This window comes from Micromonospora sp. NBRC 101691 (assembly GCF_030269285.1).
Lineage (GTDB): Bacteria > Actinomycetota > Actinomycetes > Mycobacteriales > Micromonosporaceae > Micromonospora > Micromonospora echinospora.
The window spans coordinates 127,156-145,105 of record NZ_BSTB01000016.1 but is presented as its reverse complement, the minus strand read 5'-3'; the positions used below and the strand labels follow the sequence as shown (position 1 = coordinate 145,105).

The 17,950-nt window shown below is 72.8% G+C and carries 23 protein-coding genes; 11 read left to right on the top strand and 12 right to left on the bottom strand.

The features are described from left to right. Window positions 1–178 precede the first annotated feature (178 nt). The 5 genes from QSK20_RS23055 to QSK20_RS23035 all read right to left on the bottom strand — a co-directional run bounded on the left by QSK20_RS23055 (window position 179) and on the right by QSK20_RS23035 (window position 2,611). Window positions 179–667, bottom strand: coding sequence for a TspO/MBR family protein (locus tag QSK20_RS23055; RefSeq protein ID WP_285790674.1), 489 nt, complete (start codon window positions 665–667; stop codon window positions 179–181). Between the two features lie 169 nt (window positions 668–836). After that, window positions 837–980: a GPGG-motif small membrane protein gene (locus QSK20_RS23050; protein WP_170107875.1), complete on the bottom strand. Its 144-nt coding sequence runs from the start codon at window positions 978–980 to the stop codon at window positions 837–839. Window positions 981–1,021: 41 nt separating this feature from the next. Continuing rightward, entirely contained in the window at window positions 1,022–1,744 is a 723-nt protein-coding gene (locus QSK20_RS23045; RefSeq protein ID WP_285790673.1) for a metallophosphoesterase family protein, read from the bottom strand. Window positions 1,745–1,757: 13 nt separating this feature from the next. Further along, window positions 1,758–2,033, bottom strand: a complete 276-nt coding sequence (locus QSK20_RS23040; RefSeq protein ID WP_285790672.1) for a hypothetical protein — start codon at window positions 2,031–2,033, stop codon at window positions 1,758–1,760. Beyond that, window positions 2,030–2,611, bottom strand: a complete 582-nt coding sequence (locus tag QSK20_RS23035; RefSeq protein ID WP_088982430.1) for a nucleotidyltransferase — start codon at window positions 2,609–2,611, stop codon at window positions 2,030–2,032. Before QSK20_RS23035 ends, QSK20_RS23040 begins: the two co-directional genes overlap by 4 nt. Before the next feature lie 151 nt (window positions 2,612–2,762). Here QSK20_RS23035 and QSK20_RS23030 point away from each other — a divergent pair, with 151 nt between their 5' ends. Continuing rightward, window positions 2,763–3,491: a dTMP kinase gene (locus QSK20_RS23030; protein WP_285790671.1), complete on the top strand. Its 729-nt coding sequence runs from the start codon at window positions 2,763–2,765 to the stop codon at window positions 3,489–3,491. Between the two features lie 16 nt (window positions 3,492–3,507). Here QSK20_RS23030 and QSK20_RS23025 read toward each other — a convergent pair whose 3' ends face one another. Then, window positions 3,508–4,185 (bottom strand): SDR family oxidoreductase, encoded by a 678-nt coding sequence (locus QSK20_RS23025; RefSeq protein WP_285790670.1) that lies wholly within the window; start codon window positions 4,183–4,185, stop codon window positions 3,508–3,510. A 212-nt stretch (window positions 4,186–4,397) separates the two neighbouring features. On the opposite strand from QSK20_RS23025, the gene QSK20_RS23020 reads away from it, so the two are divergent. From QSK20_RS23020 to QSK20_RS23005, 4 genes are all read left to right on the top strand, one after another. Continuing rightward, window positions 4,398–5,405: an NAD-dependent epimerase/dehydratase family protein gene (locus tag QSK20_RS23020; RefSeq protein ID WP_285790669.1), complete on the top strand. Its 1,008-nt coding sequence runs from the start codon at window positions 4,398–4,400 to the stop codon at window positions 5,403–5,405. A gap of 172 nt (window positions 5,406–5,577) precedes the next feature. Continuing rightward, window positions 5,578–6,447, top strand: coding sequence for a MurR/RpiR family transcriptional regulator (locus QSK20_RS23015; RefSeq protein ID WP_285790718.1), 870 nt, complete (start codon window positions 5,578–5,580; stop codon window positions 6,445–6,447). Next, window positions 6,444–7,379: an N-acetylmuramic acid 6-phosphate etherase gene (gene murQ / locus QSK20_RS23010; RefSeq protein WP_285790668.1), complete on the top strand. Its 936-nt coding sequence runs from the start codon at window positions 6,444–6,446 to the stop codon at window positions 7,377–7,379. Before QSK20_RS23015 ends, murQ begins: the two co-directional genes overlap by 4 nt. Window positions 7,380–7,839: 460 nt before the next feature. Beyond that, on the top strand, window positions 7,840–8,829 hold the full coding sequence (locus tag QSK20_RS23005; protein WP_186543066.1) for a sigma-70 family RNA polymerase sigma factor: 990 nt from the start codon (window positions 7,840–7,842) through the stop codon (window positions 8,827–8,829). Window positions 8,830–8,922: 93 nt separating this feature from the next. On the opposite strand, the gene QSK20_RS23000 is transcribed toward QSK20_RS23005, so the two are convergent. From QSK20_RS23000 to QSK20_RS22990, 3 genes are all read right to left on the bottom strand, one after another. Continuing rightward, window positions 8,923–9,894, bottom strand: coding sequence for a C40 family peptidase (locus QSK20_RS23000; RefSeq protein WP_285790667.1), 972 nt, complete (start codon window positions 9,892–9,894; stop codon window positions 8,923–8,925). Between the two features lie 111 nt (window positions 9,895–10,005). Continuing rightward, window positions 10,006–10,329, bottom strand: a complete 324-nt coding sequence (locus tag QSK20_RS22995) for a DUF3817 domain-containing protein (RefSeq protein ID WP_285790666.1) — start codon at window positions 10,327–10,329, stop codon at window positions 10,006–10,008. Window positions 10,330–10,354: 25 nt separating this feature from the next. Next, on the bottom strand, window positions 10,355–10,846 hold the full coding sequence (locus QSK20_RS22990) for a hypothetical protein (protein WP_285790665.1): 492 nt from the start codon (window positions 10,844–10,846) through the stop codon (window positions 10,355–10,357). 132 nt (window positions 10,847–10,978) lie between these two features. On the opposite strand from QSK20_RS22990, the gene QSK20_RS22985 reads away from it, so the two are divergent. From QSK20_RS22985 to QSK20_RS22975, 3 genes are all read left to right on the top strand, one after another. Further along, window positions 10,979–11,323 carry a DUF6158 family protein gene (locus QSK20_RS22985; protein WP_285790664.1) on the top strand — a complete coding sequence of 115 codons (345 nt, stop codon included), beginning with the start codon at window positions 10,979–10,981 and terminating at the stop codon, window positions 11,321–11,323. After that, the gene (locus QSK20_RS22980) at window positions 11,320–11,655 is read left to right on the top strand and encodes an SRPBCC family protein (RefSeq protein ID WP_285790663.1); all 336 of its coding nucleotides are present in this window, start codon (window positions 11,320–11,322) and stop codon (window positions 11,653–11,655) included. The genes QSK20_RS22985 and QSK20_RS22980 overlap by 4 nt, the downstream gene beginning before the upstream one ends. Window positions 11,656–11,716: 61 nt before the next feature. Next, window positions 11,717–12,259: a DUF1360 domain-containing protein gene (locus QSK20_RS22975; protein WP_285790662.1), complete on the top strand. Its 543-nt coding sequence runs from the start codon at window positions 11,717–11,719 to the stop codon at window positions 12,257–12,259. A gap of 93 nt (window positions 12,260–12,352) precedes the next feature. On the opposite strand, the gene QSK20_RS22970 is transcribed toward QSK20_RS22975, so the two are convergent. The 3 genes from QSK20_RS22970 to QSK20_RS22960 form a co-directional block, all read right to left on the bottom strand. Then, entirely contained in the window at window positions 12,353–12,547 is a 195-nt protein-coding gene (locus QSK20_RS22970; RefSeq protein WP_285790661.1) for a hypothetical protein, read from the bottom strand. 38 nt (window positions 12,548–12,585) lie between these two features. Beyond that, on the bottom strand, window positions 12,586–12,768 hold the full coding sequence (locus tag QSK20_RS22965) for a hypothetical protein (RefSeq protein WP_088985577.1): 183 nt from the start codon (window positions 12,766–12,768) through the stop codon (window positions 12,586–12,588). 390 nt (window positions 12,769–13,158) lie between these two features. Next, the gene (locus tag QSK20_RS22960) at window positions 13,159–14,271 is read right to left on the bottom strand and encodes a 3-deoxy-7-phosphoheptulonate synthase (protein ID WP_285790660.1); all 1,113 of its coding nucleotides are present in this window, start codon (window positions 14,269–14,271) and stop codon (window positions 13,159–13,161) included. 591 nt (window positions 14,272–14,862) lie between these two features. Here QSK20_RS22960 and QSK20_RS22955 point away from each other — a divergent pair. From QSK20_RS22955 to QSK20_RS22945, 3 genes are all read left to right on the top strand, one after another. After that, window positions 14,863–15,081 (top strand): hypothetical protein, encoded by a 219-nt coding sequence (locus QSK20_RS22955; RefSeq protein ID WP_285790659.1) that lies wholly within the window; start codon window positions 14,863–14,865, stop codon window positions 15,079–15,081. Window positions 15,082–15,255: 174 nt separating this feature from the next. Beyond that, window positions 15,256–16,548: a M16 family metallopeptidase gene (locus QSK20_RS22950; RefSeq protein WP_285790658.1), complete on the top strand. Its 1,293-nt coding sequence runs from the start codon at window positions 15,256–15,258 to the stop codon at window positions 16,546–16,548. Between the two features lie 49 nt (window positions 16,549–16,597). After that, the gene (locus QSK20_RS22945) at window positions 16,598–17,944 is read left to right on the top strand and encodes a M16 family metallopeptidase (RefSeq protein WP_285790657.1); all 1,347 of its coding nucleotides are present in this window, start codon (window positions 16,598–16,600) and stop codon (window positions 17,942–17,944) included. The last annotated feature ends 6 nt before the right edge of the window (window positions 17,945–17,950 follow it).

Below are 17,950 nucleotides of genomic sequence, written 5' to 3'. Positions count from 1 at the left end.
GGCTGCCGGCAGAGCTGAGCCGACAGCCCGGGTCGCGGTGCTTGCAGGCTGCGGCGCTTGTTACTGCGGTGCTTGCTGATGCTGAGGTGGTTGCAGGGGTCCCCTGCTACGCAGAAAGCGGTAACAGGGGGCCCCTGCTACCAACCGAGCGCCAACCCCTACCACCACCGGCTCGCGGTCAGTTCAGCTGCCAGATCGCGAAGTTGAGGCACGCGGCGAAGGTCACCCAGGCCCAGTAGGGCAGCATCAGCAGGGTGGCCGGTCGGGACACCCGCCGGAAGAGGGCGACGGTGAGCCCGATCAGCAGCCAGAGCACGACGATGTCGAGGAAGGCCAGGCCGTACCGGCCCGCGCCGAAGAAGATCGGGGTCCAGAGCGCGTTCAGTACGAGCTGCGCCGTCCATGCTCCGAGTGCGGGACCGAAGCCGACCCGACGCCACACCAGCCATCCGGACACGGCGATCATGGCGTAGAGCAAAGACCAGACCGGACCGAACAGCCACGACGGGGGCGCCCAGGCGGGCTGGCGCAGGCTGGCGTACTCGCCGGAGGTGTCGGAGACACCGAGCACCCCGATGCCGGCGGCGACGACCACCGCCGCGCCGAAGCCGAGCAGGGCGAGCCAGGGGCGGCCGTGCGTCCGGGTCGCGCTGTGGGTCGTCGTCATGTCCGGAATGGTCCCCGGACGCGCCGTACGGCAAACCCGCCGACGCCGACGGACCGGCCGCCGACGCGAAGCGCCGGGGTCGTCGGTCCGGGTTCTCCTGTCGGGAGGACGGAGATCCCGGTACGACGACCCCGGCGGGTCCTCGGGATACGGACTACGACTACGGACGTCAACTGAAGATGCTGACGCCACCCGGGCCGACCAGCAGGCCCACCACGATGAGGACGACGCCCCACAGGATCTGCCGGCGGAACAGCGCCATGATGCCGGCGACCACGAGTACGACTGCGAGAATCCAGAGAATCAGCTCCATGACCGCTGAGTACCCGACCGTCTGATTCGGGAAACCTGCGCTCAGTCGGTGTGGTTGCCCAGGTGGAAGATGCTGTAGGCCTGCTTGATCACGGGGTGCGCGACGTTGCGGACCCGGACCCCGCCCGGGGTGGTGCCGCGCTCGCTGCCGGCGTGCGCGTGCCCGTGCAGGGCCAGCGCGGTGGGCGCCGAGTCGATCGCCTGGCCGAGCTGGTACGCGCCGAGGAACGGGTAGATCTCCAGCGGTTCCCCGGCGAGGGTGTCCGGCACCGGCGCGTAGTGCGTCAGCGCCACCAGCACGTCGCACTCCAACCCGCGTAGCGCCTCGGCCAGCCGGTCGGCGCTGTCGGTGGTGGTCCGGACGAACGCCTTCATCTCCGGTTCGCCGAAGTCGCTGGCGCAGCGCCCGGCGAAGCCGCCACCGAAGCCCTTCACCCCGGCCACCCCGAGCCGGTGGCCGCCGCAGTCCAGCACCACGCCGTTGCCCTCCAGGACGGTGATGCCCGCGTCCTCCAGCACCTTCACCACCTGCGGCACCTGGTCGCACTGGTGGTCGTGGTTGCCGAGCACGGTGATGACCGGCACGCCGAGCCCGCCGAACTCCTCGGCCACGCAGCGCGCCTCGTTCTCGGTGCCGTGCCGGGTGAGGTCACCGGCGAGCAGCAGGACGTCGGCGCAGTCCGGCAGTTCCTCCAGGGCCGGCCGGAAGCGGCCCACCACGTCCTCGTCCAGGTGTACGTCGCCGACGGCGGCGATCCGGATCATGCGGTACTCCTCCTCACGGCAGCTCCTCGACCTCGGTGGGAGCCTGGGCCCGGATCACCCCGATGTCGCTGGTGACCGGTACGTCCGGAAAGCGCTCGGTCACCCGGCGCAGGATCTCGTCGCAGCGGTGCTCGCTCTCCACCTCGCCGGAGAGCACCAGGCCGTGTTCCCGCCGGGCCACGGTGATGCCCTGCTCGGCGATGTCCGGGTCCTCGGTCAGCAGTCGCTGGATCTCGGCCTCGACGTACTCGTCGGGCGGTCCGGTGGCGGCGCTGAGGTGGTCGGTCACGGTTGCTCCCTTCCTTCCGGGCCGGAGTACGGCACCACGTCGAGCCGGTCCAGCAGCACCAGGAACGCCTCGGCGTACGGGGAGTGCTGGGTCTCCTTCCGTACCCGTTCCCAGTCGATCTGCTCCCGCAGGGAGCGGGCGAGGGGGAGTCCCCGGGCGAAGTCGCAGTAGTGCTGGGAGAAGCTGAGCAACTTGTGCACCATGAGCTGGCTGGCCGACAGCACCGGCATGTGGATGGCGTCGACCGGCCGGACCACGGTGTCGGAGAAGGTCTCCTCGGTCACCGGGGTCTCGATCGGCCGGTGGATCAGGTCCACCATGCGGCCGTCGTCGTAGACCTTGACCAGCCAGTCCTCCGGCGGGCGCTCGGCGGTGAAGCCGTCGGCCACCAGCGCCTCCAGGGCCGACTCGACGTCCTGGTGGCGGATCAGGAAGTCCACGTCGTGCTCGCTGGAGTGTCCGCCGTGCGCGTAGACGGCGAAGCTGCCGCCCAGGGCGAAGGGGATGTCGGACTGCTTCAGCACAGCGGCGACCCGCTTGAGGGTGTGCAACAGACTGGCGTCCCCGTTTTGTGCCATCGAAGTCTCCCTGGTCGGTGGGCGGAACAGGTGCTCGCAGTGAAGTTGCGTACCCGGCATTCCGATCGGCCACACCTGTCACGGAGGCGGAGCCTGGACAGAAAACGAGCTAAGTCTTATTTGTGTGGTTATGACCGTAGGTTGACTATCTATGAAGCAGGCGTCGGATATCCTTTGGAGGGTGGCCAGATCACTGGGGGCGCGGCGCGGCACGGCCCGACTGCGCGCCGTCGCCCTGATCGGCATCGACGGCTCGGGCAAGACGACCCAGGCGCACCGGCTCGCCGACGCCCTCACCCTGGCCGGGCTGCCGGCCACCTACCACCGCAACGCGGGCGGACGCGCCTGGCTCGGCCGGCTCGCCCAGCGGCTCGGCCGCCGCGACGCCCAGGCACTGCTGGGCAACCGGGTCATGCTCGCCGTCGAGTCGATCCTGCGCTGGCTCGCCATCGCGCGGGCGCTGCTCGGCACCCTGCTCACCCGCCGGACGGCGGTGATGGACCGGTACGCCGTCTGCCAGTACGCCAGCATCCGGGCCCATGACGGCCGGCGGCGGGGCGAGCGGCTGGCCCGGATCGCCTACCGGCTCTTCCCGGCACCGCAGATCACCTTCCTGCTCGCGGTCGAGCCGGCGGAGGCGTACCGGCGGATCGAACGGCGCGGTACCGACCACGAGCCGATCGAGTACCTCGTGGCGGCCGACGCGGCGTACCGCTCGCTGCCGGAGTTCCCGACGTTCGTGGTGATCGACGCCAACCGGACCCCGGACGAGGTGACCCGGCAGATCCGCGACCACCTGGCGGCCTGGTTGCCGGCCACCGGTTCGCCGGTGTCCCGGCCGCCCCTGCTCGCCCCACTGGCGGCCCCCGCCCGCTCGTGACCCCCGAGGGGAGCGGTCAGGCGCGGCCGTGCACCGGAACGGCCGCGCCGCTGGTCGGCGCGGACTCGTCGCTGGCCAGGAAGCGCACCACCGGGGCGATCTCCGCCGGGTCGACCCACCGGCTGTGGTCGGCGTCGGGCTGGGCGGCCCGGTTGGCCGGGGTGTCGATCACGCTCGGCAGGACGGTGTTGCAGCGCACCCCGCTGGCGCGGTACTCCACCGCGACCGCGTTGGCGAACGCCAGCACCGCGGCCTTGGCCGTGACGTAGCCGGCGACGCCGGGGAAGGGCGCGAGCGCGGCCCGCGCCGACACGCAGACCACCGCGCCGCCGCCGGCCGCCGTCAACCGGGGCAGCGCCGCCCGGGTGACCAGGTACGTCGGGCGCAGGTTCAGGGTGAGCATCCGCTCGAACTCGTCGACCGGTGTCTCGTGCACCAGCCCGCCGCTGGCGTACCCGCCGACCAGGTTGACCACCGCGCGCAGCGGGGCCGACGGTTCGCCCGCGGCCACCTCCACCGCCCGGGCCGCCCCGGCCGGATCGGTGAGGTCGGCGGCGACGGTGAGCGGCCCGCCCCCGTCGCCCGGACGCAGGTCGGCGACGACCACCCGCCAGCCCGCCGCCGTGAAGGCGGCGGTCACCGCGCCGCCCAGCCCGCCCGTGCCGCCCGTGACCAGTACGCTCCGCTCCGCCATGCGGCACACGCTAGCGGTTCCGTGCCGGTGCCGGTGGCCGCCCGTGCTGTCGACGGAGGTTCCGGGCGACCGGTGCGGGCGCCACCGGCGTCGGCTCGGGCGTGCGCGGTGGCGGATCCGCGCCGGGACCCGGTTGCGCCCAGGGCGTAACCCTTCTGCCCAGGGCTAACCGGCCTGGTGGTTCGTTCTGCCCGGGGCGCAGCATCGTCGCCATGCGACTCCTCATCCTCGGCGGTACCCAGTTCCTCGGTCGGGCGGTGGCGCGGCTCGCCGTCGCGCAGGGGCACGACGTCACCTGCGTCGCGCGGGGCACCTCGGGCGCACCCGTGGCCGGCGTGCGCTTCGTCGCGGCGGACCGGTCCGACCCGGCCGGGCTCGCACCGCTCGACGGCGAGCGGTTCGACGCGGCGATCGACGTGACCCGCTGGCTGGACCAGGCCCACCACGCCATCGCCGCCCTCGCGGGCCGGGTCGACCACTGGTCCTTCGTCTCCAGCATCTCCGTCTACGCCGGGTTCGCGGCCCCCGGCGGGGGCGTGGCGGACACCCCGTTGCTGCCGCCCGCCCCGGAGGGCGTGACCGGCCCCGGCCCGGACTTCAGGTGGTACGGCGAGTGCAAGGTCAGCATCGAGCGGGCGTACGCCGAGGCGGTGGAGCGGCTCTTCGTCTGCCGCGCCGGCCTGATCATCGGACCCGAGGACCCGAGCGACCGGTTCCCGTACTGGGTGCGGAGGCTCGCGGCCGGCGGCGAGGTGCTCGCCCCCGGGGCGCCGGACGACCCGGTGCAGTACGTCGACGTCGACGACCTGGCCGCCTGGCTCCTGCACGCCGCCGTGACCGACCTCACCGGCACCTACGACGGCATCGGCGCGGCGGTGCCCCGGGTGGCGGCCCTGCGCGGGATCGCGGCCGGTGTCGGCTCACCCGAACCGCGATTGACCTGGGTGGATGCCGACTTCCTCCAGTCCCGGGAGATCCGTCCCTGGTCCGGGGAGCGGTCCCTGCCGCTGTGGGTGCCCGGCACCGACTGGGCCGGGTTCCTCGCCCGGGACGCTCGCCCCGCGCTCGCGGCCGGACTGGTCACCCGGCCGGTGGCGGAGAGCGCCCGGAGGACCCTGACCTGGATGGACGCCGATCCCGGAGCCGTCCGTCAGGGTGGACTCGACCCCGTGGACGAGGCGGCCGTCCTGCGGGAATGGCACGCTGGCGGTGGGCGGTGACCACTCGGAACGAGTTTTCCCGATAAGCCGGATCGTGGTTGACGCCTACGCCTGATGAAAGTAAGTTTCATCCGTGGCGAAGAGTCCGAAGATTTCCGCGAGGAGCGAGCCCGGTGATCCAGCGCGAAGCGGGCCGGGCGGTTCCGCGAGCCGGAGTCACGAGCCCGGGGGCCTGATCGTCCACATCAGCGGCCTGCTGCCCTCGCTCTCCCCGGCCGAACAGCGGGTCGCCCGCCTGGTCGTCGCCGACCCGGCCGATGCCGCGCGCCGGACCATCACCGACCTCGCCACCGCCGCCGAGACGTCGGAGGCGACGGTCATCCGCTTCTGCCGCTCGGTCGGCATGGACGGTTACCCGCAGCTGCGGATCCGGCTCGCCGCCGAGGCGGCGCGCCGGGTCGAGCCGCCGGACGCCCGGGTCGTCGGGGGTGACATCCCACCCGGCGCCGACCTCGCCCAGATCATCGCCACCATCGCGTTCAACGACGCCCGCGCCGTCGAGGAGACGGCCGAGCAGCTCGACCCGGCCGTGTGCGAGCAGGTGGTGGAGGCGATCTCCCAGGCCGGCCGGGTCGACATCTACGGCGCCGGAGCCAGTGGGTTCGTCGCCTCGGACTTCCAGCAGAAGCTGCACCGGATCGGCCGCACCGCCTTCTACTTCCCCGACGTGCACACCGCGCTCACCTCGGCCGCCCTGCTCGGCCGGGGTGACGTGGCGCTGGGCATCTCGCACACCGGGACGACCTCGGACGTCATCGAGGTGCTGGAACAGGCGCGCGCCCAGGGGGCGGCCACCGTCGCCCTGACCAACTACCCCCGGTCGCCGATCACCGAGGGCGCGGACTTCGTCCTCACCACGGCGGCCCGCGAGACGACGTACCGCTCCGGGGCGATGGCCAGCCGACTCGCCCAGCTCACCGTGGTCGACTGCCTCTTCGTCGGGGTCGCCGCCCGCAACCGTGCCAAGGCCCGGAAGGCCCTGGAGGTCACCGCCGACGCGGTCCGCTCCCACCGTGTCGGCTCCACCCGGAGGAAGGCATGACCACCGACCAGGTGCCGTCCGAGGTCCGTCCGGTGGTCCGGGTGGGTGCGCCGACCGAACGGCGTAATCCGCTCAGCGCCGACCTCGACCTGATGTCCACCCGGGACATGCTCGCGGTCATCAACGAGGCGGACCGACGGGCGCCGGCCGCCGTCGCCGAGGTGCTCGACGAGATCGCCGCCGCCGTCGACCTCGCGGTGGCCGCGCTGCGCGACGGGCACCGGGTGCACTACTTCGGCGCGGGCACGTCGGGCCGGCTCGGCGTGCTCGACGCGGTCGAACTCATCCCCACCTTCAACACCCCCCGGCACTGGTTCTGCGCCCACCTCGCCGGCGGTCAGGGGGCGATGTGGCAGGCGGTCGAGGACGCCGAGGACAACCACCCCCTCGGGGCGGCCGAGGCGAACGAGTGCGTGGCCCCCGGTGACGTCGTGGTCGGCCTGGCCGCCAGCGGACGCACACCGTACGTTCTCGGGGCGCTGGCCGCGTCCCGGGCCCGGCAGGCCGCGACGGTGCTGCTCTGCGCCAACCCGGAGGCCGAGGCCGCCCGGGACGTGGACGTCTTCATCGGCGTCGACACCGGCCCCGAGGTGGTGACCGGGTCGACCCGGATGAAGGCGGGCACCGCGCAGAAGCTGGTGCTGAACGCGTTCTCCACCGCCGTGATGGTCCGTCTGGGCCGGGTCTACTCGAATCTCATGATCGACGTGGTGGCGACCAACGCCAAGCTCCGGGGACGGATGATCACGATCCTGGTCGAGGCGACCGGATGCAGCGAGGAACTCTGCCGGCAGGCCCTGAACGCGGCCGACGGCGACCTGAAGACCGCCCTGGTCTCGCTGGTCTCCGGAGCCGACGTGACCCGGGCGCGGGCCGCGTTGGCCAGCTCCGCCGACCAGGTACGCGGCGCGCTCGCCCTGCTCGCCACCTAGCCCCGACCGGCGACGCCGTCCCGGCCCCCGGATCGAGCGCGTCCGCTCCCGCTCGCGTCCCGTGGGCCACCCGATCGGCCGGCTCCGCTCCGACGGCGGGATACTTCACCGGACGCCGGGGTATTCATCCGGGTGTGGATGAACCGACCGCTCCGCCCGTGCGTCTGTCACAGTGACCGGAATCGCAGTTCGGCGGTGACGTGCGTCGCTGTGCGGGACGGGTACCCGATGGTGCCATGACAGGGAGCGCCCGACCGTCGCGCCGCCCCGCACCGTGCCCGCCGACGACCATCCGGCGGGGTGTTGACAGCAAACGTCAACCGTGCTTTCAGCTAGCACTCAGGCATTCGTGACAGTTTCGACTCATGACATGGAATCCCCGACGCGTCCCATCTGTTGTGTAGGTGTCAGCACCGGTGGGCACAGCGGAGATTACGGGGGAGGGCTGATGGACGTGGGGATGGCAAGGAACCGGGCAACCGGCGCGAGCGAGGGGACCGTGGGCAAAGTGGACAAGAACATCGGCATGCGAACCGACGAGGTTGCCGAGGAGCGCGACCTGGTCGGAGTCTACCTGCACGAGATCTCCCGGACGCCGCTGCTGGACGCCGCCCGGGAGGTCGACCTCTCCAAGGCGATCGAGGCGGGCCTCTACGCCGAGCACCTGCTCGGTGAGGACCGGATCCCCGCTGGCGTCGACCGGGACGACCTGGAGCGCCTCGTCGTCGAGGGGGAGCGGGCAAAGGACCTGTTCATCCGGGCGAACCTGCGGCTGGTCGTGTCGATCGCCCGCCGCTACGTCCGCTCCGGGATGCCCATGCTGGACCTGATCCAGGAGGGCAACACCGGCCTGGTCCGCGCGGTCGAGAAGTTCGACTACGAGCGGGGCTACAAGTTCTCCACCTACGCGACCTGGTGGATCCGTCAGGCGATCAGCCGGGCGATCGCCCAGCAGGAGCGCACCGTGCGGCTGCCGGTCCACCTGGTCGAGGACGTCAACCGGATGCGCAACGTGGCCCGTCAGCTCACCCGTGAGCTGGGCAGCGACCCGGAGCCGGAGCAGGTCGCGGCCGCGCTCGGCGTCACCGTCGAGCGGGTCAACGAGCTGATCCGCTGGTCGCAGGACACCGTTTCGCTGGACACCCCGGTGGGCGACGACGGCGACACCAACCTGGGTGACCTGGTGGCCGACAGCGACGCCCCCTCGCCGGAGGAGATCGTCCTCACCGGCCTGGAGCGGCAGCGCATCGAGGGCCTGCTCAACCACCTCGACGACCGGTCCGCCGGCATCATGCGGGCGCGGTACGGCCTGGAGGACGGGCGGGAGCACTCGCTGACCGAGGTCGCGTCGCGCTTCTCGCTCTCCCGGGAGCGGATCCGGCAGCTGGAGATCCAGGCGCTCGGCCGGCTGCGTGAGCTGGCCCGGGCGGAGGGACTCCGGGCAGCCTGACCCGACCGCCCGAGAGCGGGCAACGACGGCGAACGGCCGGCGTCCGGAAGACGGACGCCGGACGTTCGCCGTGTCGGAAAGACGGGGCCGTGCTCAGCGCACCCGGCCGTAGCCGGACGGGGCCATCAGGTCGATGTCCCGGAGTTCGACGTTGCGGCCGAAGGTCGGGGCGTGGATCACCTTCCCGCCGCCGACGTAGAGCGCCACGTGTCCGAGACCACGGTAGAAGACCAGGTCTCCGGGGCGCAGATCGCCACGGCTGATCCGGTTGGTGGCGTTCCGCTGCATCGCCGCGTTGTGCGGCAGCGACTTCCCGGCCGCCCGCCAGGCCGCCGAGGTCAGCCCGGAACAGTCGTACCCGTTCGGGCCCGCGGCACCCCACTGGTACGGCTTGCCGAGCGCCCCGTAGGCGTAGCGGACGGCGACACCGGCCTGCCCGGAGACGGCCGGCGTCTTCGGGCGGGTGGCCGGTCGGGTGGGCTTCTCCGTGGCCGCCCCGTACGCCTGTCGGCGCAGTTCGTAGAGGCGGCTCAGGTCACGCTCGATCCGCTTCTTGCCGGCGGCCAGCTCCCGTGACTGGGCGGCCTGCCGGGCCAGGGTGGCCTCCAGCCGTGTCTTGGCGTCGACCAGCTTGCGGCGGTCCGCGCCGAACCCGGCGACCTGCTGCTCCCGACGCTTGGTGACCTGGTCGAGGGTGCCCAGCCGGGCGAGCAGGGCGGACCGGTCACCGGTGCGCAGCAGCACCTCGGTGGTGCCCAACCCGCCGGTCTTGTACGCGGTCACCGCGTACCGGTCCACGTCGGCGCGGCCCTGGGCCACCTGTCGCTCCAGCGGCCCGATCCGGGTGGTCAGCTTCGCCACCGCCGCCCGGTTGGCCTTGATGTCCTCGTTGAGCTTGTTCCAGGACTCGACGACCCGCTCCAGCTCGATCGAGGTGCGGTCGATCCGCCGGGTCAGCTCGGCCGGTGTCGGCTCCGCCCGGACCACCGAGGCCGGGGCGAGCAGGACGGTGGCCAGACCACCGATCACCAGGGAGCGCAACAGGATCCTGAGCGACGACGACACGAGGGGCGAACTCCTATCCCGAGAACAATGCGCTGAGTTGGTAGCAGGGGTCCCTTGTTACTCATTAATGAGTAACAAGGGACCCCTGCTACCACAAAAAGGGGGTGAAGGTCAGCCTGCCACGGGCTGGGGGGTACGGGTGTCCGTGGTGACCCAGCGGCTGACCCGGCGTTCGGCGTAGAACGAGACGAACGGCACCGTGCCGGCGAGCATCACCAGCGCCATCCGCTTCAGCGGCCAGTCGGCCCGGCGGGACAGGTCGAAGGCGGCGACCAGGTAGACCATGTAGAGGAAGCCGTGCGCCGGACCGATCGTCTCGACCACGATCGGGTCGTCGAACCCGTACTTCAGCGGCATACCGATCACCACGAGCAGGATCAGCACCACGCCCACGATCCAGGCGATCACGCGGTACCGGGTAAGGGCTGCGCCCACGGTCCTTCCGTCCTTCCGCCCCGGCTCAGCCGGGGTAGTCACCGGGTCGCGCGCCCGGGTTGGCGTTCAACCATGTCAGGTAGCGGTTGTACTCGGTCAGGTCGGCGTCCTCGCCGTCGCCGGCCGGGACGGTCGCCCGGGCGACCCGCACCGGGCGGCGTACCACCGGGGTGGTGGGCGCTGTGGACGACGTCCCGGCGGTTGCCGTCGGGCCGGTGCCGGGGGCCGCCGGGAGCGTGGCCGTCGCGGGGACGGCCGCCGGCTGGTCGGACGGAGCCGTTGCGTCGGCCGGCTCGTCCGGGGTCGGCTCCCCGCGCAGCGTGTGGCGGAGCTCCCGCCACCACACGAAGACCACGAAAGCCGCGAAGATCGGCCACTCCACCGCGTACGCCCAGCTCAGGGTGTTACCGGCGGCGGCCCGGCTGATCTGCCACCAGCCCAGCGCACAGAACCCGACGACCAGCACGACCATGGCCACGTGGCGGAAGATCCACGCCGGTGTCCAGAGCCGCTTCATGGCAACGAGGGTACCGGGCCGACCTGGCGACTCCGACACGACGTCGTAGTCCTGCGTCGGCGGGGTGGTTTGGTGCCCTGCGGTGTGGGCATCCGTCTAGATGCCAGCCCATACGAGATCAGGGGGGCGACGATGACCGGATCGGTACGACAGGACGGGTTCCCACGGGGCATGGCGGGCGACGCCAGTCCGGAGCAGCGGCTTCCGGAGTGGGACGGCGACCACCTGCACGACATGGCCGTCACCGACGCGACAGCCGATCCTGAGCTGCTCGGGGTCGATCCCGCCGAGCTGGGTGACGAGGACCTGATCCGCGAGATGCACAGCCTGCACCGGACCCGGCTGGACACGCTGCGGCACGCGGCGGACTCCGCGCTCGCCACCCATCTGCGGCGTACCGCCGAGCTGGAGACGGAGTACCTGGCGCGCCACCCCGGCCGCGAGGTGGACCCGGGCCGGCTGCGGGACGCCGGATGACGAGCCGGGAGCGGGGTATGTCCGCTCCGCCCGAGGTGGTGTTCAACACCGCCACGGACCCGGACCGGGCGTCGGCCTGGCTTCCGGAACCGTTGCGGACCGACGGCGACGAGCGACCACAGGTCGTGCCGGACGGGTTGCGCGCCCGGTGGAGCAGCAGCTCCGCGCCGGGATGGTCGGCCGAGATCCAGGTCGAGCCGGAGGACGCCGGTGGCGCCCGGGTCCGGCTCGACCTGACCGGTGGGTCCGAGGAACAGGACGTCGGCGCGTTGGCCGACGAGACCCTGACCAACCTCGCCCGCGAGGTGGACGAGAACCTGACCGCCGGCTGACCCGCCCGGACGTGGGCCGTCGCCCGTCCGTGGCACCGTTCGTAGCGAGGCGAGGAGAGACGTGGAGACGCAGAGCGGCCTCAGGGACAGGGTGGCGCGGCTACGCCGGGCGTACGCGCCGCACGAGCACCGGCCGCTCGGCGGCTACCTGGTGGCGATGGGCACCTACGCCGGCGTCACCGGGGCGCTCGCCGCGCTGGTGCGGGCCACCGGCCGACCGGTGCCGGACCGACCCGCGCCGGCCGACGTGGTGCTGCTGAGCATCGCCACCCACAAGCTGAGCCGGCTGCTCTCCAAGGACGCGGTGACCAGCCCGCTGCGGGCCCCGTTCACCCGCTACGACCGGCCGAGCGGCAGCGGTGAGGTGATGGAGCAGGTCCGTGACTCCGGCAGCTCGACCCGGCACGCGATCGGCGAGCTGTTGAGCTGTCCGTTCTGCCTGGCGGTCTGGGTGGCCACCGGACTCACCGGCGGGCTCGTCCTCGCGCCCCGGTTGACCCGGCTGGTCGCCACCGCGCTGACGGCGGTCGCCGCCTCCGACTTCCTCCAGATGGCGTACGCCGTCTCGCAGCAGGCGGCCGAGGGCGGTCGGCGGGAGGACTGAGCCGCGCGGTCCGGAGGACGAGAACGCCGGCTGGACGGTGACGGGGACCGGCTGCCCCCGCCACCGTCCAGTCGGTCCACGCTCCGACGAGGGTCAACGCTGCATGCCGGACCAGCCGCTCGGCGACTCCGGTTCCCGCTCCTCCTCGTCCTCGCCGGTGACGATGTCCCGGTCGACGGCCGTACGGTCGTGCTCGTTGGCGAAGTCGGGCTCCGGGGTGGTGTCCAGGCCTTCGGGGGGCTGGCCGAGAGCGGGCATCCGCTCCTGCTCGTCGTCCCGGTCGGTCATGGTCGCTGTCCTCTCCGTGGTCGGTCGGCCGCCGCGCCTCAGACCGCCGAGCCGCCGAGCAGGTCGGCCACCTCGTCCATCGCGTACTCGCCCTGGGGCAGGGCCGAGATGCGGGTCAGCAGGTCCGCGGGGAGTTCGGCGGCGACCGCCCGGCGTTGGATCTCGGCCTGGCTGATCCGTTCCTGCCCGTGGTAGATGTCGTCGAGCAGGTCGTCGATCATCCGGCTGGCTGGTTCGTCGGTCACGTGATCACCTACCCGTGCCGGAATCGGTCAAACGTCACGACGCTCCGGTGCCCGCCGGAGGGCCGACCGGTCGCGCTCGGGTCCGGCGGCCCGGTGCGACAATCGACGCCCGGCGGAGCGAGGTGTGACCCAGACCACACCGCCGCCCGGAACACCCGGGGTGCCCGACCCGTTGACTCAGGTGTCGGTGTGTCCAGTGTCCCCGGGCCTCACCTAACAGCCTTCGCGGAATACCGTCCGGCTGGAGCCGCGTCGCGCCACTCGCCGAGAGGCGACCTGCACACCGACACCAGCGCCGCCCCGGGCTTGCCCGGGGCGGCGCTGTGTTTCCTCGTCCGGCCCTGTCCCACCCCGCCGGTGGGGATGTCAGGCGGGGGCGGGGAGGCGTGGGGTGGTGGGGGCCTGCGGGGCGCGGGTCCGCCGGGCCCGGACGGCACCGGCCAGGGTCTCCAGCACCTCGGCGGTGTCCTGCCAGCCCAGGCAGGCATCGGTGATCGACTGGCCGTAGGTCAGGTCCCGGGTCGGGTGGAGATCCTGCCGTCCCGCCTCCAGGAACGACTCCAGCATGATCCCGACGATGCCGCGCTGGCCGGCGGCGAGCTGCTCGGCCACGTCCGCCGCGACCACCGGCTGGCGGCGGTGGTCCTTGCCGCTGTTGTCGTGGCTGGCGTCGATCACCACCCGCTCCGGCAGGTTGGCCGCCTGGAGCTGGGCCAGTGCGCCGGCCACCGAGTCGGCGTCGTAGTTGGGCACACCCCGGCCGCCGCGCAGCACCAGGTGTCCGTCGGCGTTGCCCCGGGTGTGCAGGATGGCCGGCGTGCCGGAGACGTCGATGCCCGGGAAGACGTGCGGCACCCCGGCGGCGCGGATCGCGTCCACGGCGGTGCCGATGCTGCCGTCCGGCCGGTTCTTCATGCCGATCGGCATGGAGAGGCCGGAGGCGAGCTGCCGGTGCACCTGGCTCTCCACGGTGCGGGCGCCGATCGCTCCCCAGGCCACCGTGTCGGCGATGTACTGCGGGGTGATCGGGTCGAGGAACTCGCAGCCCACCGGCAGGCCGAGCCGGATGACGTCGAGCAGGAGCGCGCGGGCGAGCCGCAGGCCCTTGTTGACGTCACCGGAACCGTCCAGGCCCGGGTCGTTGATCAGGCCCTTCCAGCCGACCGTGGAGCGCGGCTTCTCGAAGTAGACGCGCATGACCACCAGCAGGTCGTCGGCGTGCTGCTCGGCCGCCTCGCGGAGCCGGTGGGCGTAGTCGAGGGCGGCGACCGGGTCGTGCACCGAGCACGGGCCGACCACGACCAGCAGCCGGTCGTCGGTGCGGTCGAGCACCCGGCTGACCGCCCGGCGGCCGGTGAGCACGGCCGAGGTGAGCGTGGCGTCCAGGGGCAGTTCGTGGTGGAGCAGCGCGGGGGTGGTCAACGGCACGATCCGTTCGATCCGTTGATCGATGACGCGATCGCTGTCCGGGGTCGTCACGGTGGGTTCCTTCCGCCGACCACTCCCGGGGCCGGCGCCCGAGACCGAGCCGGCTGCTCGTAGGCAAGAGGGCAAGAGGATCGCCTGATCCCCCGCCTGGCCGGCTCGGAGAGTGGTGACGTCAGCTCATGATCGAGTCACCGGCTCCGAAGCCGGCTGCCTAAACCATCGATACGAGCGCGTCACGCCGACCAGACTACCCGACGGATTCGCCGCAAGCCCGTCCGATCATGGACGGAGCGGGCCGTCGTTTTTGCACATGTCGATGACGTGGAGTGGTCCGGGCGTCGCCGGGAGGGGCTTCCGGAACGTGCCGCGCCGACCGGGCAGCCCTGTCCACGCAGGCGTTCGGGGGGTCGGGGTGGCGGGGCGGCGCGGCCGGGTGCCGGCGGCGGGGAACGGGATGACCGAGCCCGGAAAGGCGCGGCAACCGGTCGAGCCGACGTACCAAAATATGGGATTTGGTGTTTCGGTCCCGCGTCGCGATGGCGTCGGAGGTGTCCTCCGGTCGTACCGGATCGTGGGATCTGTGGCGGGCGAGGGCACCCGGACGCGGCTTAGCGGAAGGAGCGGCGGGGTATCAGGGCCGCCATGACTGACGAGCTGAGCGACCAGGACCGGGTGGCGTCCCGCGCCATCCACCTGCTACCCGAGGAACGGGCGGCGGGCAGTGACGACCCGACGGCACAGGCGCAGGCCATCCTCGCCGAGTCGGACCGGCGGGAGGCGGACCGGAACGCCGCCCCGGACACCGTGCTGGAGAGGCGTACCTCGGAGGAGACGGTGACCCCGATCGAGCCGCCGGACTGACCGGCGGGCCGGTCGGGCGCGGGGACGACCACCCCCGCGACGGCACCGGACCGCGCTGGCACACGGGGGTGCCGGCGTACGACGACACGGGGGTCGTGGGGTCCGGGGGCGAACCGCCGGGCGCCCGGAGCCGGTCGGCACTCCCGGGCGGGGGCGATCGGATAGCGTCGTGCCATGCCCGACAGCGGTTACCCCTGGCCGATCGAGACGACCCGACTGGACAACGGCCTGCGCGTGGTGGTGAGCGAGGACCGCACCGCCCCGGCGGTGGCGGTGAACCTCTGGTACGACGTCGGCTCCCGGCACGAGCCGGCGGGCCAGACCGGTTTCGCCCACCTCTTCGAGCACCTGATGTTCGAGGGCTCGGTGAACGTCGCCAAGACCGAGCACATGAAGCTCGTCCAGGGTGCCGGTGGTTCACTCAACGCCACCACCAACCCGGACCGGACCAACTACTTCGAGACCGTCCCCGCCGAACACCTGGAACTGGCGTTCTGGCTGGAGGCCGACCGGATGGGCGGCCTGGTGCCGGCGCTGACCCAGGAGACGCTGGACAACCAGCGCGACGTGGTGAAGAACGAGCGCCGGCAGCGCTACGAGAACGTCCCGTACGGCGACGCATGGCTGCGGCTGCTGCCGATGCTCTATCCGCCGGGGCATCCGTACCACCACGCCACGATCGGGTCGATGGCCGACCTGAACGCCGCCGACCTGGCCACCTTCCAGGACTTCCACCGCACCTACTACGCGCCGAACAACGCGGTGCTCACCGTGGTCGGCGACGCCCGCGCCGAGGAGGTCGTCGCGCTGGCCGAGCGGTACTTCGGGGCGATCCCGCCGCGCGCCGACATCCCGCCCGCGCCGGACGGCCACACCGTCGCCGCCGCCGGGGAGCCGGTCCGGGAGGTGGTCACCGCCGACGTGCCCGCACCCCGTGTGTACCTCGCCCACCGCACCCACCCCTTCGGCAGCCCCGGGTACGACGTGGTGACCGTCCTCGCCACCGTGCTCGGCAGCGGCCGGGGCAGCCGCCTCTACCAGCGCCTCGCGGACGGGGAGCGGATCGCCCAGCCCGACCTGGTCGGCGCGTACGGGGTGGACCTGGCCCACGCCCCGGCCCCGTTGATCGCCACCGCCACCGCCCGCCCCGGCGTGACCGCCGAACGGCTGGAGGCCGGCCTGGCCGAGGTGGTCGACGAGCTGGCCAGCGTGCCGGTCACCGCCACCGAGCTGGACCGGGCCAGGGCGCTGCTCACCACCGCCTGGTGGCGGCAGATGTCCACCGTCGACGGCCGGGCCGACACACTGAGCCGGTACGCCACCCAGTTCGGGGACCCCGCGCGTGCCGCCGAACGGCTGCCGGCCTGGCTCGCGGTCACCGCGGAGCAGATCGCCGAGGTCGCCGCCGAGGTGCTCGCCCCACGGGACCGGGCGGTCCTGACCTACCTGCCCAAGGAGGGCGCGTGAGCTCCGCCGCCACCCACGGGACCGCAGTCGTGAACGGAAGGACGCCCCGATGAGCCTGATCGCCGAACGCCCGGGTCCGGGGGTCGCCCGCCCGTACCGGTTCCCGACGGTGACCCGCCGGACGGTGGCCGGTGGGGAGGTCGTCGCCGCCCACCTGCCCGGACAGAACCTGGCGGTGGCGCTGCTGCTGCTCGACGCCGGGGCCGGGCGGGAACCGCTCGGCCGGGAGGGGCTCGGCGGGGTCATCGCGAAGGCGGTCGAGGAGGGCACGGCGCAGCGGGACGCGACCGCGTACGCGCTGGCCATCGAGGCGCTCGGCACCGAGCTGGTGACCGGGCTGGACTGGGACTCCTTCCAGGTCAGCGTGCAGGTGCCGGTGGACCGGCTGAGCGCCGCCGTGGAGTTGCTCGCCGAGGCGGTCCGTACGCCGCGCCTCGACCCGGCCGACATCCTGCGGGTCCGCGACGACGAGGCCACCGCGCTGCGGATGGACTGGGCGAACCCGGGCCCGCGCGCGGACGCGGTGCTCCGCGCTGACCTGTACGGCGCGGACGTCCGGCACGGCCGCCCGATGTACGGCGACCCGGACTCGGTGGCCGGGCTGGAGGTCGACGACGTCCGGGTCTTCCACTCCGAGTGGTTCCTCCGGCCGGGCACCCTGGTCGTCGCCGGTGACCTGGAGCGGATCGACCTGGACGCGCTCGGCGCGGCGGCCTTCGCCGGCGCCGGCGGCGGCCCCGCCCAGCAGGAGGGACCGGTCCCGGTGACGCTGCGCGAGGGGCGGCGGGTCCTGCTCGTCGACCGCCCCGGGTCGGTGCAGTCGACGCTGCGCCTCGGCCACCCCGCCCCGCACCGGGCACACCCGGACCACGTGCCGACCAGCCTCGCCGGGACGGTCCTCGGCGGGGCCTTCACCTCCCGGCTCAACCACCTGATCCGCGAGGTGCACGGCTACACGTACGGCATCCGGGGCGACTTCGGGACGTCCCGCCGGTTCGGCCGGTTCGCGGTCGCCTCCGGGGTGCAGACCGCGGTCACCGCCCCGGCGCTGGTCGAGGCGGTGGGGGAGATCGCCCGTACCCGGGTGACCGGGGTGACCGAGGAGGAGCTGGCGGTGGCCCGCTCCTGGCGGGCCGGGCAGCTCTCGGTCGAGTTGCAGTCCCCCCGGGCGATCGCCTCGGCGCTGACCACCCTGGTGGTGCACGGGCTGCCCGACGACTACCACGCCCGGCTGCGGGAGTCGTTGCTCTCCGCCGACGTCGAGCAGGTCTCCGCGGCGGCCGCCGCGCACCTGCACCCGGAGGCGCTGACCCTGGTGGTCGAGGGCGACGCGGCGGTCATCCGGGACGAACTGGTGGCCACCGGTCTCGGCGAGGTGGTGGACGCCACGGTGTGACGTGCG

Excerpts from the sequence above, each read along its gene's own strand:
- murQ (WP_285790668.1), top strand. The coding sequence starts at position 6,444 with ATGACCACCGACCAGGTGCCGTCCGAGGTCCGTCCGGTGGTCCGGGTG.
- QSK20_RS22970 (WP_285790661.1), bottom strand. The coding sequence starts at position 12,547 with ATGACCGACCGGGACGACGAGCAGGAGCGGATGCCCGCTCTCGGCCAG.
- QSK20_RS23005 (WP_186543066.1), top strand. The coding sequence starts at position 7,840 with ATGGCAAGGAACCGGGCAACCGGCGCGAGCGAGGGGACCGTGGGCAAA.
- QSK20_RS22985 (WP_285790664.1), top strand. The coding sequence starts at position 10,979 with ATGACCGGATCGGTACGACAGGACGGGTTCCCACGGGGCATGGCGGGC.
- QSK20_RS22945 (WP_285790657.1), top strand. The coding sequence starts at position 16,598 with ATGAGCCTGATCGCCGAACGCCCGGGTCCGGGGGTCGCCCGCCCGTAC.
- QSK20_RS23020 (WP_285790669.1), top strand. The coding sequence starts at position 4,398 with ATGCGACTCCTCATCCTCGGCGGTACCCAGTTCCTCGGTCGGGCGGTG.
- QSK20_RS23045 (WP_285790673.1), bottom strand. The coding sequence starts at position 1,744 with ATGATCCGGATCGCCGCCGTCGGCGACGTACACCTGGACGAGGACGTG.
- QSK20_RS22980 (WP_285790663.1), top strand. The coding sequence starts at position 11,320 with ATGACGAGCCGGGAGCGGGGTATGTCCGCTCCGCCCGAGGTGGTGTTC.
- QSK20_RS23055 (WP_285790674.1), bottom strand. The coding sequence starts at position 667 with ATGACGACGACCCACAGCGCGACCCGGACGCACGGCCGCCCCTGGCTC.
- QSK20_RS22965 (WP_088985577.1), bottom strand. The coding sequence starts at position 12,768 with ATGATCGACGACCTGCTCGACGACATCTACCACGGGCAGGAACGGATC.
- QSK20_RS22990 (WP_285790665.1), bottom strand. The coding sequence starts at position 10,846 with ATGAAGCGGCTCTGGACACCGGCGTGGATCTTCCGCCACGTGGCCATG.
- QSK20_RS23025 (WP_285790670.1), bottom strand. The coding sequence starts at position 4,185 with ATGGCGGAGCGGAGCGTACTGGTCACGGGCGGCACGGGCGGGCTGGGC.
- QSK20_RS23035 (WP_088982430.1), bottom strand. The coding sequence starts at position 2,611 with ATGGCACAAAACGGGGACGCCAGTCTGTTGCACACCCTCAAGCGGGTC.
- QSK20_RS22950 (WP_285790658.1), top strand. The coding sequence starts at position 15,256 with ATGCCCGACAGCGGTTACCCCTGGCCGATCGAGACGACCCGACTGGAC.
- QSK20_RS22955 (WP_285790659.1), top strand. The coding sequence starts at position 14,863 with ATGACTGACGAGCTGAGCGACCAGGACCGGGTGGCGTCCCGCGCCATC.
- QSK20_RS23050 (WP_170107875.1), bottom strand. The coding sequence starts at position 980 with ATGGAGCTGATTCTCTGGATTCTCGCAGTCGTACTCGTGGTCGCCGGC.
- QSK20_RS23030 (WP_285790671.1), top strand. The coding sequence starts at position 2,763 with ATGAAGCAGGCGTCGGATATCCTTTGGAGGGTGGCCAGATCACTGGGG.